General features: G+C 49.3%; 4 protein-coding genes. All 4 read right to left on the reverse strand.

The genetic code is table 11. From position 1 onward, the window contains the following. Nucleotides 1–93 precede the first annotated feature (93 nt). On the reverse strand, nt 94–5,019 hold the full coding sequence (locus ACO6V5_RS17325; RefSeq protein ID WP_422411982.1) for a hypothetical protein: 4,926 nt from the start codon (nt 5,017–5,019) through the stop codon (nt 94–96). A gap of 210 nt (nt 5,020–5,229) precedes the next feature. Next, nucleotides 5,230–10,122, reverse strand: coding sequence for a hypothetical protein (locus ACO6V5_RS17330; RefSeq protein WP_422411980.1), 4,893 nt, complete (start codon nt 10,120–10,122; stop codon nt 5,230–5,232). 220 nt (nt 10,123–10,342) lie between these two features. Continuing rightward, entirely contained in the window at nt 10,343–15,208 is a 4,866-nt protein-coding gene (locus ACO6V5_RS17335) for a hypothetical protein (protein ID WP_422442112.1), read from the reverse strand. 185 nt (nt 15,209–15,393) lie between these two features. Further along, the gene (locus tag ACO6V5_RS17340) at nt 15,394–20,328 is read right to left on the reverse strand and encodes a hypothetical protein (protein WP_422442110.1); all 4,935 of its coding nucleotides are present in this window, start codon (nt 20,326–20,328) and stop codon (nt 15,394–15,396) included. Nucleotides 20,329–20,428: the final 100 nt, after the last annotated feature.

The following is a 20,428-nucleotide window of genomic DNA, read 5'->3' on the forward strand; positions in this document are numbered from 1 at the left end:
CAGGCTGGCTGCTGCCCGAGATGACAATCAGATAACTTCGGCTCCAAGCCTGCCGAATGGCAGGAGGTGTTGAGGGGGGCAGGCAATTCGAACTTAATATAATTCGGGGGGGGTGGCCCATTCCCCAAATTCGTCCACCAGCAACGAAGCCCACTCTTTATGAATTTTTATATGTTTTTCCATGTTAGCTCTATAGAGCTTCAGCCAATTTTCCACATCCTGACCTTTACACAACAATGTTATAAATTCCTCGGTTGTTGAAGGGCTAACGGCAACATTTTGATGACGCAAACAGTGTTTGGCTATTGTTAATTGACTCTTTTCTGAGCATTCTTCCCAGAATTGATGAATATAGTCCCGGTACTCTTTAAGGTAACTGTCACATAGCCAAGCCTTGTAATGTCGCATTTCAACCAGAGGCAGGGCATCTTTTTTCAGGGATGAGATTGAATTGTTTTTTGTAGTTTCGCTACTTACCTCAGGAATAGCCTTCAAGCAATGGTCATCCACGCTGTTGGCATTGACGCCAAAGTCTATATATTGATCATTGGATTCCGGGAATAGAATCAGGTTAATAACATTTAACATCAACGCCAAAACCGCTTCCCGGGAAAAGTCACTGGGTTTGACGTAGTAGAGTTTGAATAATTCTTCAAATGGATCACCTTGCAGCCCCCTATAATCTCCTTTTTTCAGGAATAGGGTTCTGAACTCAAAATACAAATCTTTGAGATCTTTGATTTTGCGATCATAGAATTCCCGATTACTCCTGACAAAATTTATTGCATTGGCAGTGTTTTTAAATTCGATGGAAAAAAGCCCATAAAGAATACGACAAAGTTGCTGTGGATACGTTGCGATAATTTCATCAACATTTTGGGACAGAATATCACGACTCAAATCATCCAGCGGTGCTGAGTCCCCGCATAGACAATAGCTTTTGCCCATCAGTTCCAGCCATTGTTGCAGATTGAACTCATTGTTCTCATTAACACACGACTGATACAGGATTCGGGAAAGCTGGTGTGTGCTTTCATATACCAAGCCATCTTGATCATTTTCAACGTGAAAACGGGAATTGTCTAATATTGATGATGAAAACCGCTTACCTTCAAAAGAACATTTGGTGAAAAAGCCGTTCTCAATGGTGGCATTATTTAATAGCTCTGTCTTGAATTTACACCCCTCAAATGAAACGGATTGCAACACTGTGCCATTCATTGAACAGCCTCTGAAATCAATCCCTTTTATATTAAACCCACCCTTCAGCTTAAGACCATCCAGGGAATCCAGCTTGCCCTTCAACAGTTGTGGGTTTTGCTCAATCAGCGACTGAATGCCCTTTTCACCACAAACCTTGACGAGACTTTTGATGCTTTTGTCAAACTGGCTGCCTTCACAGATTATCTCATGGTAAAGGACTGACCAGGATTGCCGAAAAAGCTGTTCCAGCGGGCGCCCATCAGGCCAGTGGCTAAAGCGTCTCTTCAAAATAGACAACAATTGCCGCTGACTTTCGCTAGAGCTGATATCAAGCAGGTTCAACTCGTCAAACAAGGACAGAGGGTTGGAAAAACGAGTCTCCTGTGGATTAGCCGAATTATTGTGCTTAATCAAACTCTGGTAGTCACAGGTTGACTGCTTAATGATTTTCTCATTACGAGCAAAGGCGTCCAAACCAAGGGCCTTATTAAACTGACATTGATTATCATAAATTTCTGCATCCATACGGCCGAGTGTTTCAGAAGTCAATTTCATACACATGATCCCATTTTCATAAACCCGCCCTGAATAATCCGCCAGCTCCGCGTCCTCGATGATTCGGGTAAATGCATATCCGGTGTCGCATTTCATCCTGCGCAACGAAGCCCTGGGATTGATATGCCAGGTAGGTTCCATCCCGATCTGAGTACGTCGTTCAAAGGAGCTCAGGGTAGCGTCATTACTCAGGCTATCGATCATAAATCGTTCTTCGCTCCCTTCCCGATCTGCACAAAATTGTATATCGTGCGCGGGGCAGAACTTTCTGTCGGGGGTTGCCGAAATGCCTTGGGGCGAGCCCGGACGTAGTTGAACCCAACGTCCTGCGCGAATACGAGAATGGATTTCCCAATCAAGCAATTCTTCGTCACTGAAGTTCAGCACTTCTTTAAGAAAGGCTTTTTTGCCGATGTTTACCGGCGTATTGAGATCGGCTGCCACGGCAAGGTTCATATCACCAAGGCAGCCGTGGCAGTCAGCCAGGGCGTCCAGCCATTGCTCCTCCAGGTCGGTGGTATCTGGCCGCTCTCCGTCGATGCCCAGCCCTGCCAGTTCCCTGAACAATGCTTCAACCACTGTTTTACTGTGTCCCGCAAAGGTGAGGGTCAGTTGATTTTCAAAGCTCAGGGCTTCTGGCAGGTTCGGAGGAGAAAACAGAATACTGCCGCCTTCACAGACGACCGATTCGAGTTCAACGGCTCGTACCGGTGAGGCACTCAGGCGGTTAACCTTCAGTTGTTCCGGACTCAAATAACTGACCTTCTGGCCTGTCAATTTGGCAAAACCGTGGCTGAATTCAGCCAGCTCTACTTTTGCTTCAACTTCTTCGCCGATTCTTGAACTGACTCGTGCAGGAAAGACAGGGGCGGGCAATGGCGTTTTAATGACTGGCAGTTTTGCAATGGACGGCAGGTCGGCGGCTAATGACGCCCGGCACTTGTTTGCAATGTCCTGCAGAATCGTCACGGTATTATCAATAGTATCCTGATCCTTTTCGTGCCATCGTGTTTTATCTCCGGTTAACTGCCCCGCCATGCCGTCACAGTCATTGGCCAGGCTGGTCAGGTCACTGCGCCAGTCTCGGTAACGTCTGTTCAGGGCAGAGTTGGTATATCTAACCCGGCTGGCCAGACGGTGCAATCCCCGTTCCAGGGCCAGGTTATCAGCCAGTTTATTGCCCGCTTCCCGGGACAACTTGAGGGTCATCCGGGTGATGGGTTGGCCATTGGCATCCAGTAACTGGCTGATACCGATCTGCCCGCCACGGATATCCCGGCCTTTGACCGGCAGCCAACCGCCACGGATACCCGCCGCCTCTATCGCCTTGTATTCCGCCATGGATACTCTCTCACCTGCTTCCAGACTGTTGGGAAAGCGGGTGGTCAGCCAGGCAATACGATCATGAATAGTCTGCCGTAACCAGCTGCGGTCACCGGGCAGAAAACCACTGTTTTCGATCTGCCGGTCCAGGGCCTGCCAGTCAACCTGCCGCAGGATATCTTTCAGGGTATGGCCCAGTAAGTCATCCTCTAATTCTGAAAGAATATCGACGCAGGGGTTATAAATCGGCAACGAGTTCATGGGAGGCGCCTGAGGGTTCCTCAGTTTTTGCAGCAGCAAGGGCATGGAGGAAAAGTCATCCGTTTTCGAGGCGGGCTCTGGTTTTTCAGGACATGGGTAGCGAGTCGCCATCCCGGCATAATCCCAGTGGAACATGACCGGCTCTCCTTCCGGGGTCAGTTCAATGCCCTCCCAGGCACTGTTGACCATATTTTCGTTACCGACAATCACATTGACCAGCAATAATCTGGCCCACTGCTCTTGAGACAGAGAACGCAGTATTGCCTCCCCGCCTTTGAGCTCGCCCTGCCATTGTATGGGGACAGAACTGACTACATAAAAATGACCCTCTTCTTCATGGACAAAGCTCTCAGGTATTGTGATGCCGAGTAGCCCGGCAAGTTTAGCCATCAGCAGCTGGTTGCGGGCACTTAGCTCACAGCTCGCCGGTTTGATGGCATAAACCTGTTGGCTAACGGGGTCGTTGTAAAGCCCCGCCGGCCAGGTGCTCTGGCATTCTTCCATGGCAGCAGCTTGCGGGGTCAGTTTTGCCAGAGAGAAGGACGATTCCTGTGGTTCTGCCAGCTGCCCCGTATAAGGCGTAATCAACTCCCGAACAACACCGGACTGCTCACCTATGCTAAAGAGCTGATAACTGAAGGGCGAAGGGTGGTGCTCCCACTGCTTTTTGGTGTTTTCACACAGGCTGGCGTCACCGATGCTGAAGAAATGTTCGCAGCTTGCGTCACTGTCCTGCAACTTGATCGGATACCAGAGGTCCCCCTGCCTGGCAATCACCCGGCAGACCTCTTCGGCCAGCTCGCGCCATTCTTGCCTCTGCTGATCATCCTGACAGTCAGAAAAACACTCCAGCCGATCCATGTAAAAGCTTCCTCTGACCCGCATAACATCGAGCGTATCGGCGTCATGGAGCAGACTGCGCAGGGTCTGTATCGCCTCGGGCAGATGCTCGCAGCCCTTCGGATTATCCTTGTGGCAAATGGCTTCACCACACTGCCAGGCCAGAGACTGATCCACGCCAAAGTTGCGCAGGTGTTCCCTCAGGTTGTCAGCACTGGCCCGCTCCCACTCCGGCGTATCGTTCCCATCGCCTTCACGACCCGTATCGTGAAAAAGGCAGGCTTTAATCAGCAGGGGTATCATGTCGTCGGGAAATGCCCGCGCCAGACGATCGCCGTGCAGTTTACGCTGTTGTAACAGAGCTACTGCCCAGATTGCCGTTCGGCAACTGTGCTGGAGACCGTGAACCTGGCGGGCAATGGTCTGGGCAGAAGGAAAGATGTTTGATGGGCGATAAGGCTGAAGCAAGGCTGTTTTCGCTACCTGAGTGGATTCAATCAACGATGGATCAATGACCGGCCAATGGGCTGTTTCGGTTGCAGCTATTTTCCGACGTTTTTTTACCGGTTCAATGGTCAGCGTTTCCAGCCCTGTCTCAATTATTTTTGGGGGAATATCAGTGGCGGCTACTTCCTGCCCGACATTTCGCATGCAATGAATATTGGCTGCCTCATCCCGCTTTGCAGAAGCAACATCCGTGGGCATTAACTCTCTACTTATACTCACTTTTCTGGCAAAAGCGGTGCCTGTCTTATCAATATTTTCAGATAAACTTGAGCCGGCAAAAGGCGTCTCTTCTCTTGTTCCACCTACTGTTTTACCGAGGAGCGAATCCATTTTTTTAGCCCTCACTACTGTCCTTGTAATATTGACCTTCTTGAGTCAAACCGAATCCATTGAAACTTGGACAGTTTATCCAGTCAGTTAGTTCCATCCATTCTGTGAAGACTGGGCAAAACTGTGAGATTGGCTCCATACCTGCCGAATCACAACATCACCTTGTCTATTGTTAAAAGTGCCTCACTGAGGAGGGCAGGCAACTCGAACTTAATAAAATTTGGTGGATCTGCCCCATTCGCCAAATTCTTCAACAAGCAACGGAATCAACTCACTCTGAATTTCTACATGTTTTCCGATGTTAGCGAAATGGATGTTGCGCCAATTTTCCTCGCCGTGTTCTTTAGATAACAAATTAAAAAATGCCCCGGTTGTTTTGGGGCTAACGGCAACATTTTGATGACGCAAACAGTGTTTGGCTATTGTTAATTGACTCTCCTCTGAGCATTCTTCCCAGAATTGATGAATATAGTTCCGGTACTCTTGAAGGCGAAACTTGCAAAGACGAACTTTGTAACGTTGCATTTCAACCAGAGGCAGGTCATCTGTGTTACTTTGTGCACTTGTGCTACTTACCTCTGGAATGGCCTTCAGGCAATAGTCATGCACATCGGCACTATTGGTATTGACGCCAAAGTCTATGTACTGATCATTGGATTCAGGAAACAGAACAAGATTAATAACATTTAACATCAACGCCAAAACCGCTTCACGGGAATAATCACTGCGTTTGACGCTATAGAGTTTAAATAATTTATCAAATGGAGTCCCTGATTCACCCAGATATTTTCCTTCTTTCAGGAAGTTGGTTCTGAACTCAAAATACAAGTCTTTGAGATCTTTGATTTTGAGATCATAGAATTTCGGATTATTATTGGCAAAATTTATTGCATTGGCAGTACTTTTAAATTTAATGGAAAAAAGTCCATTAATAATTTTACAAAGTTGCTTTGGATAAGTGTTTTTAATTTCTTCAATGTGTTGGGACAGAATATCCCGGCTTAGATCATCCAGCGGTGTTGAGCCGAAGCGTAGAAAATCACTTTTTCCCATCACCTCCAGCCATTGTTCCAGATTAAACTCATTGTACTGATTAACACACGACTGATACAGGATTTGAGAAAGATGATGTGTACTTTCATATATCTTGCCCTCCTCATAACCTTCAGAGTGAAAACGGGCATTGTCTAATAGCGATGATGTAAACCGCTGACCTTCAAAAAAACATCCGCTGAAAAAGCCTTTTTCAACAATAGCACTGCTTAACAAATCTATATTGAACTTACACTCCTCAAATGAAACAGATTGCAACACTGTGCCGTTCATTGAACAGCCCCTGAAATCAATCCTTTTTATAAGAGCCCCACCATTCAGCTTAAGACCATCCAGGGAATCCAGCTTGCCCTCCAACAATTGTGGGTTTTGCTCAAACAGCAACTGTATGCCCTCTTCACCACAAACCTTGACGAGACTTTTGATGCCTTTGTCAAACTGGCTGCCTTTACAGGTTATCTCAAGGTAAAGGATTGACCAGGATTGCGGAAAAAGCTGTTCCAGTGGGCGCCCGTCGGGCCAGTGGCTAAAGCGTTTCTTTAGCCTGCGCAACAATGCCTGACCTTCGGGAGAACCCATCTCAAGCAGTTTCAACTCGTCAGACAAGGACACAGGATTGGAAAAACGGATCTCTTGTAAATCACTGTGCTGAATCACACTTTGGTAGTCACCTGCTGACTGCGTAATGATTTTATCATTACGGGCAAAGGCGTCCGAACCAAAGAATCCCGACGCAATTTGGCTTTGGTTGTTATAAATTTGTGCATCCAGACGGCCAAATGTTGCAGAATCCAGGCGCATACACATAAACCCACCTCTATTTTGCCTGGAATTAGCCGCCAGCTCCTCCATGACTCGGGAAAATGCATATTCGGCATCGCATTTCATCCTGAGTGCCGAAACATTCCCGGTTGGATCTATCCCGATCTGGGTACGTCGTTCAAAGGAACACAGGGTCGCTTCATTTTCTAGACTCTCGACCACAAACTTTCCACTGCTGCTTTGCTGCAATGCAGAATAGTTTAGATCGTGCGCGGGGCAGAACTTCCTGGCAGGGTTTGCCTCAATACCATGGGGTAACCCCGGGCGATAATGCACCAGACGTCCTGCGCGAATACGACAATGGATTTCCCAAACCAGTTCTTCGTCACTGAGGTTCAGAAGCTCTTTAAGAAATTTCTTTTTGCGGGTGTTTACCGGAGTATTGATCTTCGCTGCCACGTCAAGGTTCATATCACCAAGGCAGCCGTGGTAGTCGGCCAGGGCGTCCAGCCATTGCTCTTCCAGGTCAGGGATATCTGGTCGCTCCCCACCAATGCCCAGCTCTGCCAGTTCCCTGAACAATGCTTCAACCACCGCTTTAGTGTGTCCCGGAAAAGTGAGGATCAATTGATTTTCAAAGCTCAGGGCTTCAGGCAGGTTCGGAGGAGAAAACAGAATACTGCCGCCTTCACAGACGACCGATTCGAGTTCAACTGACCGAACCGGTGGGGCGATCAGGTTGGCATGATCCATTTGTTCCTGACTCAAATAACTGACGCTCTGGCCTGTCAGTTTGGCAAAACCGCGGCTGAATTCAGCCAGCTGTACTTTCGCTACATCGTTTTTGCCGGTTCTTGAACTGATTCGTGCAGGCAAGGACGTGAAAGGCAGTGGAGTGTCGATGGTTGGCAGTCTTGCAATGGAGGGCACGTCGGCAGCTAACGATGCCCGGCACTTTTTAACAATGTCCCGCAAAATCATCACGGTATTATCAATGGCGTAGTGATCCTTTTCGTACCATCGTGTTTTATCTTTGGTTAACTGCTCGGCCATTCCCTCACAGTCGTTGGCCAGGCTGGCCAGGTCACTGCGCCAGTCACGGTAATCGTGGTTCGGGAGGTTTTTGGAATTATTCAAGGCAAAGTTGGCATATTGAACCCGGATGGCCAGACGGTGCAATCCCCTTTCCAGAGCCAGGTTATCTGCCAGTTTATTGCCCGCTTCCCGGGACAACTTGAGGAACATCCGGGTGATGGGTTTGTCATTGGCATCCAGTAACTGGCTAATACCGATCTGCCCGCCCCGGACATCACGGCCTTTAACCGGCAGCCAACCGCCACGGATACCCGCTGCCTCTATCGCCTTGTATTCCGCCATGGATACCCGCTCACCCGTCTCAAGGCTGTTGGGAAAGCGAGTGGTCAGCCAGGCAATACGATCGTGAATAGTCCGCCGTAACCAGCTGCGGTCACCGGGCAGAAAACCGCTGTGTTCGATCAGCCGGTCCAGGGCCTGCCAGTCAACCTGGCGCAAGATATCTTTCAGGGTATGGCCCAGCAAGTCATCATCCAATTGCGCGAGAATATCGACGCAGGGGTTGTGGATCGGGAACGAGTTCATGGGGGGAGCCTTGGGGTCCCGCAGTTTATTCAGCAGCACCGGCATGGAGGAAAAGTCATCCGTTTTGGAGGCAGGTTCTGGCTTCTCGGGACAGGGGTAGCGAGTCGCGAGCCCGGCAAAGTCCCAGTGGAACATCACCGGCTCCCCTTCCGGGGTCAGTTCAATGCCCTCCCAGGCACTGTTAACCATATTTTCATTACCAACAATCACATTAATCAGCAATAATCTGGCCCACTGCTCTGGAGACAAAGAGCGCAGGGTCTCCTCCCCACCTTTGAGCTTACCCTGCCATTCCCCGGGGACACGACTGACCACATAAAAATGACCCTCTTCCTGATGGACAAAGCTCTGAGGTACTGTGATGCCCAGCAGTCCGGCGAGGTTGGCCATCAGTAACTGGTTGCGGGCACTTAGCTCACAGCTCGTCGGTTTGATGGAATAAACCTGTTGGTTAATGGGATCCTTGTACAGCCCCGTTGGCCAGCTGCCCGAGCAGTCTTTTATGGCAGTAGTTTGGGGGTTCAGTTGTGCCAGTGAGAAAGACGATGCCGATGGTTCTGCCAGCTGTCCGGTATAAGGCGTAATCAGCCCCCGGACAACATTGGACTGCTTGGCTATGCTGAAGAGCTGATAACTGAAGGGCGAAGGATGGTGCTCCCACTGCTTTTTGGTGCTCTCGCACTGGCTGTCGGCACCAATGAAGAAGAAATGTTCGCGGTTTGCAGGACTGTCATGCAAGGTTATCGGATAAAAGAGGTCACCCTGCCCGGCAATCACCTTACAGACCTCTTTGGCCAGCGAGCGCCACTCTTCCCTCTGGTGATCATCCCGACAGGTAGCAAAACACTCCAGCCGGTCCATGTAAAAGCATCCTCTGACTCGCATAACATCGAGCGTATCCGCATCATGGAGCAGGCTGCGCAGGGTCTGTATTGCTTCTGGCAGATGTTTGCAGCCCTTCGGGTTATCCTTGTGGCAAATCGCTTCACCACATTGCCAGGCCAGGGACTGTTCCATGCCACAGTTGCGCAGGTGTTCCCTCAGGTTGTCAGCACTGGCCCGCTCCCACTCCAGCGTATCGCGCCCATCGCCTTCACGACCAGTGTCGTGAAACAGGCAGGCTTTAATCAGCAGGGGGACCATGTGGTCGGGAAATGCTCGCGCCAGGCGATCGCCGTGCAATTTACGCTGTTGCAACAGGGCTACTGCCCAGATTGCCGTCCGGCAACTGTGCTGGACACCATGAACGGGGCGGGCAATAGCCTGTGCATGAGGCACGATAATGTTAGGACAATAATGCTGAAGCAAGGCCGATTTCGCTACCTGAGTGGATTCGATCAACGATGGATCAATGACCGGCAAATGGGCTGTTTCGGTTGCAGCTATTTTCGGACGCTTTTTTACCGGTTCAATGGTCAGCGTTTCCAGACCTGTCGCAATTATTTTCGGGGGAATATCAGTAGCGGCCAGCTTGTGCAAGGTCTTGCGCCGGAAATCATTATTGTCCGCGTCAAACCAGTTTGCAGAAGCAACATCCGTGGGCATTAACTCTCCACTTATACTCACTTTTCTGGCAAAAGCGCTGCCTGTCTTATCAATATTTTCAGATAACCTTGAGTCTTCAAAAGGCGCCTGTACTTTTCCTGCGTTGATAGGGAGCAAATCCATTTTTTTAACCCTCACTACTGTCCTTGTAATACTGACCATTTTTGAGTCAAACCGAATCCATTAAAGCTTGGACAGTTTATCCAGTCAGTTAGTTCCATCCATTCTGTGAAGACTGGGCAAAACTATAAGATTGGCTCCTGGGAGCCTGTTGTCTATTGGCAAAAGTGCAACATTGGGTAAGGCAGGCAATTCGAACTCAATAATAACTGTTGCCTTTACCCTACTTTCCAAAATATTTCTTAAGCAAGAGGTCCCACTCTTTCTTATTTTTTTTATGTTTTCTCATGTTAGCGGTATAGATTTCCTGCCAATTTTCCTCGCCATCTTCTTTAGACAACAAATTTAAAAATTCTCTGGTTGTTGAGGGGCTAACGGCAACATTTTGATGGCGCAAACAGTGTCTGGCTATTGTGAATTGACTCTTCTCTGAGCATTGTTCCCAGAATTTATGAATATAGTTCCGATACTCTTTGAGGCTAAGGTAACAAAGATGAGCTTTGTAACCTTGCATTTTAACCAAAGGCAGATCATCCATGTTGCTTTGTGTACTTTCACTACTTACCTCAGGAATGGCCTTCAGGCAATGGTCATCCGCGCTGTTGGCATTGACGCCAAAGTCTATGTATTGACCACTGGATTCCGGGAATAGAACAAGGTTAATAACATTTAACATCAACGCCAAAACCGCTTCCCGGGAAAAATCATTGTGTTCGAGGATATAGGGGGCGCATAATTCATCAAATGGATCACCTGACGAGTTCTTATAATCTCCTTCTTTCAGGAAGATGGTTCTGAATTCAAAATACAAATCTTTGAGATCTTTGATTGGGCGTTGATAGAATTCCGGATTACTCGAGACAAAATTTATTGCATTGGTAGAACTTTTAAATTTAATGGAGAAAAGTGCATAAATAATTTCACAAAGTTGCTGTGGATATGTTTTTTTAATTTCATCAATATGTTGGGACAGAATATCCCGGCTTAACTCATCCAGCGGTGTTGAGTGACCGCGTAGACAGTCACTTTCCCCCATAACCTCCAGCCATTGTTTCAGATTGAACTCATTGTTCTGATTAACACACGACTCATACAGGATTCTGGAAAGCTTCCGTGTACTTTCATACACCAGGCCTTCTATATCCCTTTCAGGGACAAAACGAACATTGTCCAATAGCGAGGATAAAAGCCGCTTGCCTTCAAAAGAACATTCGCTGAAAAAGCCATTTTCGACAGTAGCGCTGTTTAACAGCTCTGTATTGAATTTGCATTTCTGAAATACAACGGATTGCAGAACTGTACCCTCCATTGAACAGCGACTGAAATCCATCCCTTTAAAAGTATGCTGGATCCCGTCCAGCTTAATACCATCCAGGGAATCCAGCTTGCCCTCCAAGAGATGTGGATTTTGCTCAAACAGCCACTGTCTGTACTCTTCACCACAACACTTGACGAGACCTTCGATCTCTTCGGCAACTTTGCTCTCTTTGCGGGTTGACTGATGGGAACAGGGCTGCTGAAAAAGCTGTTCCAGCGGGCGCCCGTCGGGCCAGTGGCTGAAGCGTTGCTTTAGTGTACCGAACAGTTGCCGCTGTTTTTCGGGAGAACTGATCTCAATTCTGTTCAACTCGTCAAGCAAAGATAAAGGGTTGGAAAAACGAGCTTCCTGTGACTTATCGTGCTGAATCACACTTCTGTAGTCATCAGTTGATTGCGCAATGATTTTCTCATTACGGGCGAAAGCCTCCAAACCGAAGAAATCCCCAAAACATTGGCCGTCATCTCTATAAATTTGTGCATCCGTACGGCCCAGTGTTGCAGAAGTGAAACGCATGTGCATGGCCCTGCCATTTATAGACTTGGAATTATCCGCCAGCTCCTCCATGATTCGGGAAAATGTATATTCAGTGTCGCAGTTCATCCTGCGCGCCGAAGCCTTGGCAGCAATATGCCAAAGCGGTTTTATCCCGATCTGAGTTCGTCGTTCAAAGGAGTTCAGAGCCGCTTCATTTCTCAGGCTGGTCACAATCTGTTCACTTTTCTGTTGCTGCTGCGCACAAAAGTCTAACTCGTGCCCGGGGCAGAACTGCCTGACGGGATTGACCTCAATACCATGGGGCAGCCCCGGGCGGTAATACACCAGACGTCCCGCGCGAATACGATAATGGATTTCCCAATCGAGCAATTCTTCGTCACTGAAATTCAGTAATTCTCTAATAAAGGCTTTTTTGCCGGTGTTTACCAGGGTATTGATATCCGCTGCCACGGCAAGATTCATATCACCCAGACAGCCATGGTAGTCGGCCAGGGCGTCCAGCCATTGCTCCTCCAGATCAAGGATATCTGGTCGCTCCCCACCAATACCCAGCTCTGCCAGTTCCCTGAACAATGCTTCAACCACCGTTTTACTGTGTCCCCCAAAGGTGAGGGTCAGTTGATTTTCAAAACTCAGGGCTCGAGGCAGGCTTGGGGGAGAAAACAGAATACTGCCGCCTTCACAGACGGCCGATTCGAGTTCTACTGCCCGAACCGGTGGGGCGCGGAGGTGGGCAGCCTTCAGTTGTTGCGGGCTCAAATAACCGACGCTCCGGCCTGTCAATTTGGCAAAACCGTGGCTGAATTCAGCCAGTTGCACTTTCGCTTCAACGTCTTTACCGGTTCTTGAACTCACTCTTGCAGGCAAGACCGGGGCAGGCAGAGGCGTTTTGATGGCTGGCAGTTCTGCAATAAACGGCACATTGGTAGCTAACGATGCCCGGCATTTGCTAACAATGTCCTGCAGAATGATCACAGTCTTATTAATGGTCTTGCGATCCTTTGCGTGCCATCGTGTTTTATCTCTGGTTAACTGTTCCGCCATGTCGGCACAGTCATTGGCCAGGCTGGTCAGGTCACTGCGCCAGTCGCGGTAATGGTCGTTCGGGGCGTGCCTGGGATTATTCAGGGCAAAGTTGGTATATTTAACTCGGCTGGCCAGACGGTGCAATCCCCGTTCCAGGGCCAGGTTGTCAGCCAGTTTATTGCCCGCTTCCCGGGACAACTTGAGGGTCATCCGGGTGATGGGTTGGCCATTGGCATCCAGTAACTGGCTGATACCGATCTGCCCGCCCCGTATATCCCGGCCTTTGACTGGCAGCCAACCGCCACGGATACCCGCCGCCTTTATCGCCTTGTATTCCGCCATGGATACCCGCTCACCCGCTTCCAGGCTGTTGGGAAAGCGGGTGGTCAGCCAGGCAATACGATCATGAATAGTCTGCCGTAACCAGCTGCGGTCACCGGGCAGAAAGCCGCTGTGTTCGATCTGCCGGTCCAGGGCCTGCCAGTCAATCTGCCGCAAGATATCCTTCAAGGTATGGCCCAGTAAGTCATCCTCTAATTGTGCAAGAATATCGACGCAAGGGTTGTAGATTGGCAACGAGTTCATGGAAGGTGCCTGAGGGTTTCTCAGTTTTTGCAGCAGCAAGGGCATGGAAGAAAAGTCATCCGGTTTGGGGTCAGGCTCTGGTTTCTCCTGACACGGGTAGCGGGTCGCCATCCCGGCATAATCCCAGTGGAACATGACCGGCTCTCCTTCCGGGGTCAGCTCAATGCCTTCCCAGGCACTGTTCACCATATTTTCATTACCGACAATGACATTAATCAGCATTAATCTGGCCCACTGCTCTGGAGCCATAGAGCGCAGCGTCGCCTCCCCGCCTTTGAGCTTGCCCTGCCATTCCCCGGGGACAGAACTGACCACATAAAAATGGCCCTGCTCTTCATGGACAAAGCTTTGAGGAACTGTAATGCCCAGCAGCCCGGCAAGGTTAGCCATCAGCAGCTGGTTGCGGGCGCTAAGCTCACAGCTCGCCGGTTTGATGAAATACACCTGTTGGTCAACGGGGTCGCTGTAAAGCCCCGCTGGCCAGCTGTTCTGACATTCCGTATAGGTAGCAGGCAGGTTCAGTTTTGCCAGGGAGAATGATGATTTCGATGGTTCTGCCAGCTGTCCGGTATAAGGCGCAATCAGCCCCCGGACAACAGCGGACTGTTTACCTACGCTAAAGAGCTGATAACTGAAGGGAGAAGGGTGATGCTCCCACTGCTTTTTAGTTTTTTCGCACCGGCTGGCGTCACCGATACTGAAGAAATGCTCGCGGTCTGTGGGTCTGTCCTGCAATCTAATCGGGTACCAGAGGTCACCCTGCCTGACAATCACCTGGCAGACCTCTTCGGCCAGCAGGCGCCAGTCTTGCCTCTGATAGTCATCCCCAGAGGCAGCGAAACATTCCAGCCGATCCATGTAAAAGAAGTCTCTGACCCGCATAACATCCAGCGTATCTGCGTCATGGAGCAGACTGCGCAGGGTCTGTATGGCTTCTGGCAGATGCTGGCAGCCCTCTGGATTATCCTTGTGGCAAATGGCTTCACCGCACTGCCAGGCCAGGGACTGATCCACGCCGCAGTTACGCAGGTGTTCCCTAAGGTTGTCAGCACTGGCGCGCTCCCACTCCAGCGTATCGTCTCCATCGCCTTCTCGACCCGTATCGTGAAACAGGCAGACTTTAATCAGCAGGGGTATCATTTGGTCGGGAAATTCCCGCGCCAGGCGATCGCCGTGCAGTTTACGCTGTTGCAACAGGGCTACTGCCCAGATTGCCGTCCGGCAACTGTGCTGGACACCATGAACCTTGCGGGCAATTGCCTGTGCAGGAGGCGCGATGCTGTCAGGAGAATAAGGCTGAAGCAAGGCCGTTTTCGCTATCTGGGTGGATTCAATCAACGATGGATCAATGACCGGCCAATGGGCTGTTTCGGTTGCAGCTATTTTCGGACGTTTTACCGGTTCAATGGTCAGCGTTTCCAGACCTGTCTCTATTGTTTTCGGGAGAATATCAGTAGCGGCCCGTTTGTGCCCGATCTTGTGCGAGAAATCATTATTGTCTGCGTCAACCCACTTTGCAGAAGCCACATCTGTGGGCATTAACTCTTCACTTATACTCACTTTTCTGGCAAAAGCGCTGCCTGTCTTATCAATATTTTCAGATAACCTTGAGTCTTCAAAAGGCGCCCGTACTTTTCCTGCGTTGATAGGGAGCAAATCCATTTTTTTAGCCCTCACTACTGTCCTTGTAATTCTGAACTTTTGGAGTCAAACCGAATCCATTACAGTTTTGACAGTTTATCCAGTCAGTTAGTTCCATCCATTCTGTGAAGACTGGGGAAAACTATAAGATTGGCTCCATACCTGCCGAATGGCAGGAGGTGTTGAGGAGGGCAGGCCATTCGAACTTAATAAAATTTGGTGGTTTTGGCCCATTCCCCAATTTTATCCACAAGCAACATACGCCACTTATACTCAATTCCTATATGCTTACTCATGTTAGCGAGATAGATGTCGCGCCAATTTTTCTCGCAGTGTTCTTTAGACAATAACTTAAAAAATGCCCTGGTTGTTAAGGGGCTAACGACAACATTTTGATGAAGCAAACAGTGTTTGGCTATTGTTACTTGACTCTTTTCAGAGCATTCTTCCCAGAATTGATGAATATATTCCCGATACTCTGTAAGGCGATGCATACAAAGATGGGCTTTGTAACGTTTCATTCTATCCAGAGACTCATCATCTGTTTCCGGGCATGAGATTGAGTGGCTTTGTGTACTTCCGCCACTTACCTCTGGAATAGCCTTCAAGCAATGGTCATCCGCGCTGTTGCCATTGATGCCAAAGTCTATGTATTTATCATTGGCTTCAGGAAATAGAACAAGGTTAATAACATTTAACATCAACGCCAAAACCGCTTCCCGGGAATAATCATCGCGTTTAACATTATGGAGGCCAAATAAGTGTGCAAATGGACTACCTTGACTACAATATTCTCCTTCTTTCAGGAAGATGGTTCTGAACTCAAAATACAAGTCTTTAAGATCTTTGATCTTGCGATCATAGAATTTCGGGTTATTTTCAACAAAACTTATTGCATTGGCAGCATTTTCAAATCTAATGGAAAAAACCCCATAAATAATATCAGAAAGTTGCTGTGGATAACTTTTTTTAATTATTTCAATATGTTGGGATAGAATATCCCGACTCAAATCGTCCAATGGTGTTGGACCGCAGCGCAGACAATGACTTTTCCCCATCACTTCCAGCCATTGTTTCAGATTGAACTTATTGTCATCATTAACACACGATTGATACAGGATTTGGGAAAGCCGGTGTGTACTTTCACATACCCGGCCATCCTTATTACTTTCAACGTCAAAACGGGCATTGTCTAATATCGATGATGAAAACCGCTTACCTTCAAAAGAACAGTTGGTGAAAGCACCATCTTCAATAATGGCACTGTTTAACAGCTCTGTATTGAATTTACACTCGTCAAATGAAACGGATTTCAACACCGTGCCGTTCATTGAACAGCGGCTGAAATCAATCCCGGTTAATTCACGCTTGATCCATCCCTTACACAGGCTCCCTTTCGGCTCTATACCATCCAGGGAATCCAATCTTCCCTCCAACAGTTTTGGGTTTTGCTCAAGCAGCGACTGAATACCCTTTTCACCAAAGACCTTGATGAGATTTTTAATGTTTTCGTCAACCGAACTGTCTTCGGAGATTAACTCATGGTAGTGGGCTGACCAGGATTTCCGAAAAAGCTTTTCCAGCGGACGCCCATCAGGCCAGTGGCTAAAGCGTTTCTTCAAAATAGACAGCAATTGCCGTCTACTTTCGCTAGAGCTGATATCAAGCAGATTCAACTCGTCAAACAAGGACAGAGGGTTGGAAAAACGAGTCTCCTGTGGATTAGCTGGATTATTGAGCTGAATCAAACTCTGGTAGTCACAGTTTGACTGCTTGATGATTTTCTCATTACGAGCAAAGGCGTCCAAACCAAGAGCCTCATTAAACTGGCATTGATTATCATAAACTTCTGCATCCATACGGCCGAGTGTTTCAGAAGTCAATTTCATACACATGATCCCATCTTCATGAATCCGCTCTGAATAATCCGCCAGCTCGCCGTCCTCGATGATTCGGGTAAATGCATAACCGGTGTCGCATTTCATCCTGGCCAACGAAGCGCTGGGATGGATATGCCAAGTGGGTTCTATCCCGATCTGAGTACGTCGTTCAAAGGAACTCAGGGTAGCGTCATTTTTCAGGCTATCGGTCACAAATCGTTCTTCTTTTCCTTCCCGATCTGCACAAAATTTTGTATCGTGCGCGGGGCAGAACTTTCTGGCGGGGGTCGCCGAAATGCCATGGAGAAACCCCGGACGCAATTGCACCCAACGTCCTGCGCGAATACGAGAATGGATTTCCCAATCAAGCAGTTCTTCGTCACTGAAGTTCAGCAATTCTTTAAGAAACGCTTTTTTGCCGATGTTTACCGGCGTATTGAGATCCGCTGCCACGGCAAGGTTCATATCACCAAGGCAGCCATGGCAGTCAGCCAGGGCGTCCAGCCATTGCTCCTCCAGGTCGGTGGTATCCGGTCGCTCCGCACCAAGGCCCAGCCCTGCCAGTTCCCTGAACAATGCTTCAACCACCGATTTACTGTGTCCCCCAAAGGTGAGGGTCAGTTGATTTTCAAAGCTCAGGGCTTCTGGCAGGTTCGGAGCAGAAAACAGAATACTGCCGCCTTCACAGACGACCGATTCGAGCTCAACGGCTCGTACCAGTGAGGCACTCAGGCGAGTAACCTTCAGTTGTTCCGGACTCAAATAACTGACCTTCTGGCCTGTCAATTTGGCAAAACCGTGGCTGAATTCAGCCAGCTCTACTTTTGCTTCAACTTCTTCGCCGATTCTTGAACTGACTCGTGCCGGTAAGGCCGGGAAAGGCAGAGGCGTTTCGATGGTTGGCAGTTTTGCAATGGACGGCAGGTCGGCGGCTAACGACGCCCGGCATTTGTTTGCAATGTCCTGCAGAATTGTCACGGTATTAGCAATGCTATCCTGATCCTTTTCGTGCCATCGTGTTTTATCTCTGGTTAACTGCTCCGCCATGCCGTCACAGTCTTTGGCCAGGCTGGTCAGATCACTGCGCCAGTCGCGGTAAAATCTGTTCAGGGCAGAGTTGGTATATTTAACCCGGCTGGCCAGACGGTGCAATCCCCGTTCCAGGGCCAGGTTATCAGCCAGTTTATTGCCCGCTTCCCGGGACAACTTGAGGGTCATCCGGGTGATGGGTTGGCCATTGGCATCCAGTAACTGGCTGATACCGATCTGCCCGCCCCGTATATCCCGGCCTTTGACTGGCAGCCAACCGCCACGGATACCCGCCGCCTCGATCGCCTTGTATTCCGCCATGGATACCCGCTCACCCGCTTCCAGGCTGTTGGGAAAGCGGGTGGTCAGCCAGGCAATACGATCATGAATAGTCTGCCGTAACCAGCTGCGGTCACCGGGCAGAAAACCGCTGTGTTCGATCTGCCGGTCCAGGACCTGCCAGTCAATCTGCCGCAAGATATCCTTCAAGGTATGGCCCAGTAAGTCATCCTCTAATTGTGCAAGAATATCGACGCAAGGGTTGTAGATTAGCAAAGAGTTCATGGGAGGTGCCTGAGGGTTTCTCAGTTTTTGCAGCAGCAAAGGCATGGAAGAAAAGTCATCCGGTTTGGGGTCAGGCTCTGGTTTCTCCGGGCACGGGTAGCGGGTCGCCATCCCGGCATAATCCCAGTGGAACATGACCGGCTCCCCTTCCGGGGTCAGTTCAATGCCTTCCCAGGCACTGTTGACCATATTTTCGTTACCGACTATCACATTAATCAGCAATAATCTGGCCCACTGTTCTTGAGACAGAGAGCGCAGCGTTGCCTCCCCGCCTTTGAGCTTGCCCTGCCATTGTTTGGGAACAGGACTGACTACATAAAAATGACCCTCTTCCTGATGGACAAAGCTTTGCGGAACTGTGATGCCCAGCAGCCCGGCGAGGTTGGCCATAAGTAGCTGGTTGCGGGCGCTTAGCTCACAGCTCGCCGGTTTGATGGAATAAACCTGTTGGCTAACGGGATCGCTGTAAAGCCCTGCTGGCCAGGTGCTGCTCCGGCATTCTTCCATGGCCACACTTTGCTGGGTCAGTTTTGCCAGAGAGAAGGACGATTCCTGTGGTTCTGTCAGCTGTCCGGTATAAGGCGTAATCAACTCCCGGACAACACCGGACTGCTCACCTATGCTAAACAACTGGTAACTAAAGGGTGAAGGGTGGTGCTCCCATTGCTTTTTGGTGTTTTCACACAAGCTGGGGTCACCGATGCTGAAGAAATGCTCGAGGTCTGTATTGCTGTCCTGCAACTTGGTCGGGTACCAGAGGTCACCCTGCCTGGCAATCACCTGACAGACCTCTTCGGCCAGCAGGCGCCATTCTTGCCTCTGCTGATCATCCTTACAAGTAGCAAAACACTCCAGCCGATCCATGTAAAAACTTTCTCTGACCCGCATAACATCCAGCGTATCTGCATCGTGGAGCAGACTGCGCAGGGTCTGTATCGCCTCGGGCAGATGCTCGCAGCCCTTCGGATTATCCTTGTGGCAAATGGCTTCACCACACTGCCAGGCCAAGGACTGATCCACGCCGAAGTTGCGCAGGTGTTCCCTCAGGTTGTCAGCACTGGCCCGCTCCCACTCCAACGTATCGAACCCATCGCCTTCACGGCCCGTGTCGTGAAACAGGCAGATTTTGATTAGCAGGGGTATCATTTGGTCGGGAAATTCCCGCGCCAGGCGATCGCCGTGCAGTTTACGCTGTTGCAACAGGGCTACTGCCCAGATTGCCGTCCGGCAACTGTGCTGGACACCATGAACCTCGCGGGCAATTGCCTGTGCAGGAGGCGCAATGCCTTCAGGACAATAAGGCTGAAGCAAGGCCGTTTTCGCTACCTGAGTAGATTCAATCAACGATTGATCAATGACCGGCCAATGGGCTGTTTCGGTTGCAGCTATTTTCGGACGTTTTACCGGTTCAATGGTCAGCGCTTCCAGCTTTGTCTCTATTATTTTCGGGAGAATATCAGTAGCGGCCCGTTTGTGCCCGGTCTTGTGCGAGAAATCATTATTGTCCGCGTCAACCCACTTTGCAGAAGCCACATCCGTGGGCATTAACTCTTCACTTATACTCACTTTTCTGGCAAAAGCGCTGCCTGTCTTATCAATATTTTCAGATAACCTTGAGTCGTTAAAAGGCGCCTGTACTTTTCCTGCGTTGATAGGGAGCAAATCCATTTTTTTAGCCCTCACTACTGTCCTTGTAATTCTGAACTTTTGGAGTCAAACCGAATCCATTATTGATTTAGACAGTTTATCCAGTCAGTTAGTTCCATCC

The organism is Endozoicomonas sp. ALD068 (assembly GCF_049310145.1).
In the GTDB taxonomy this organism is placed as follows: domain Bacteria; phylum Pseudomonadota; class Gammaproteobacteria; order Pseudomonadales; family Endozoicomonadaceae; genus Endozoicomonas_A.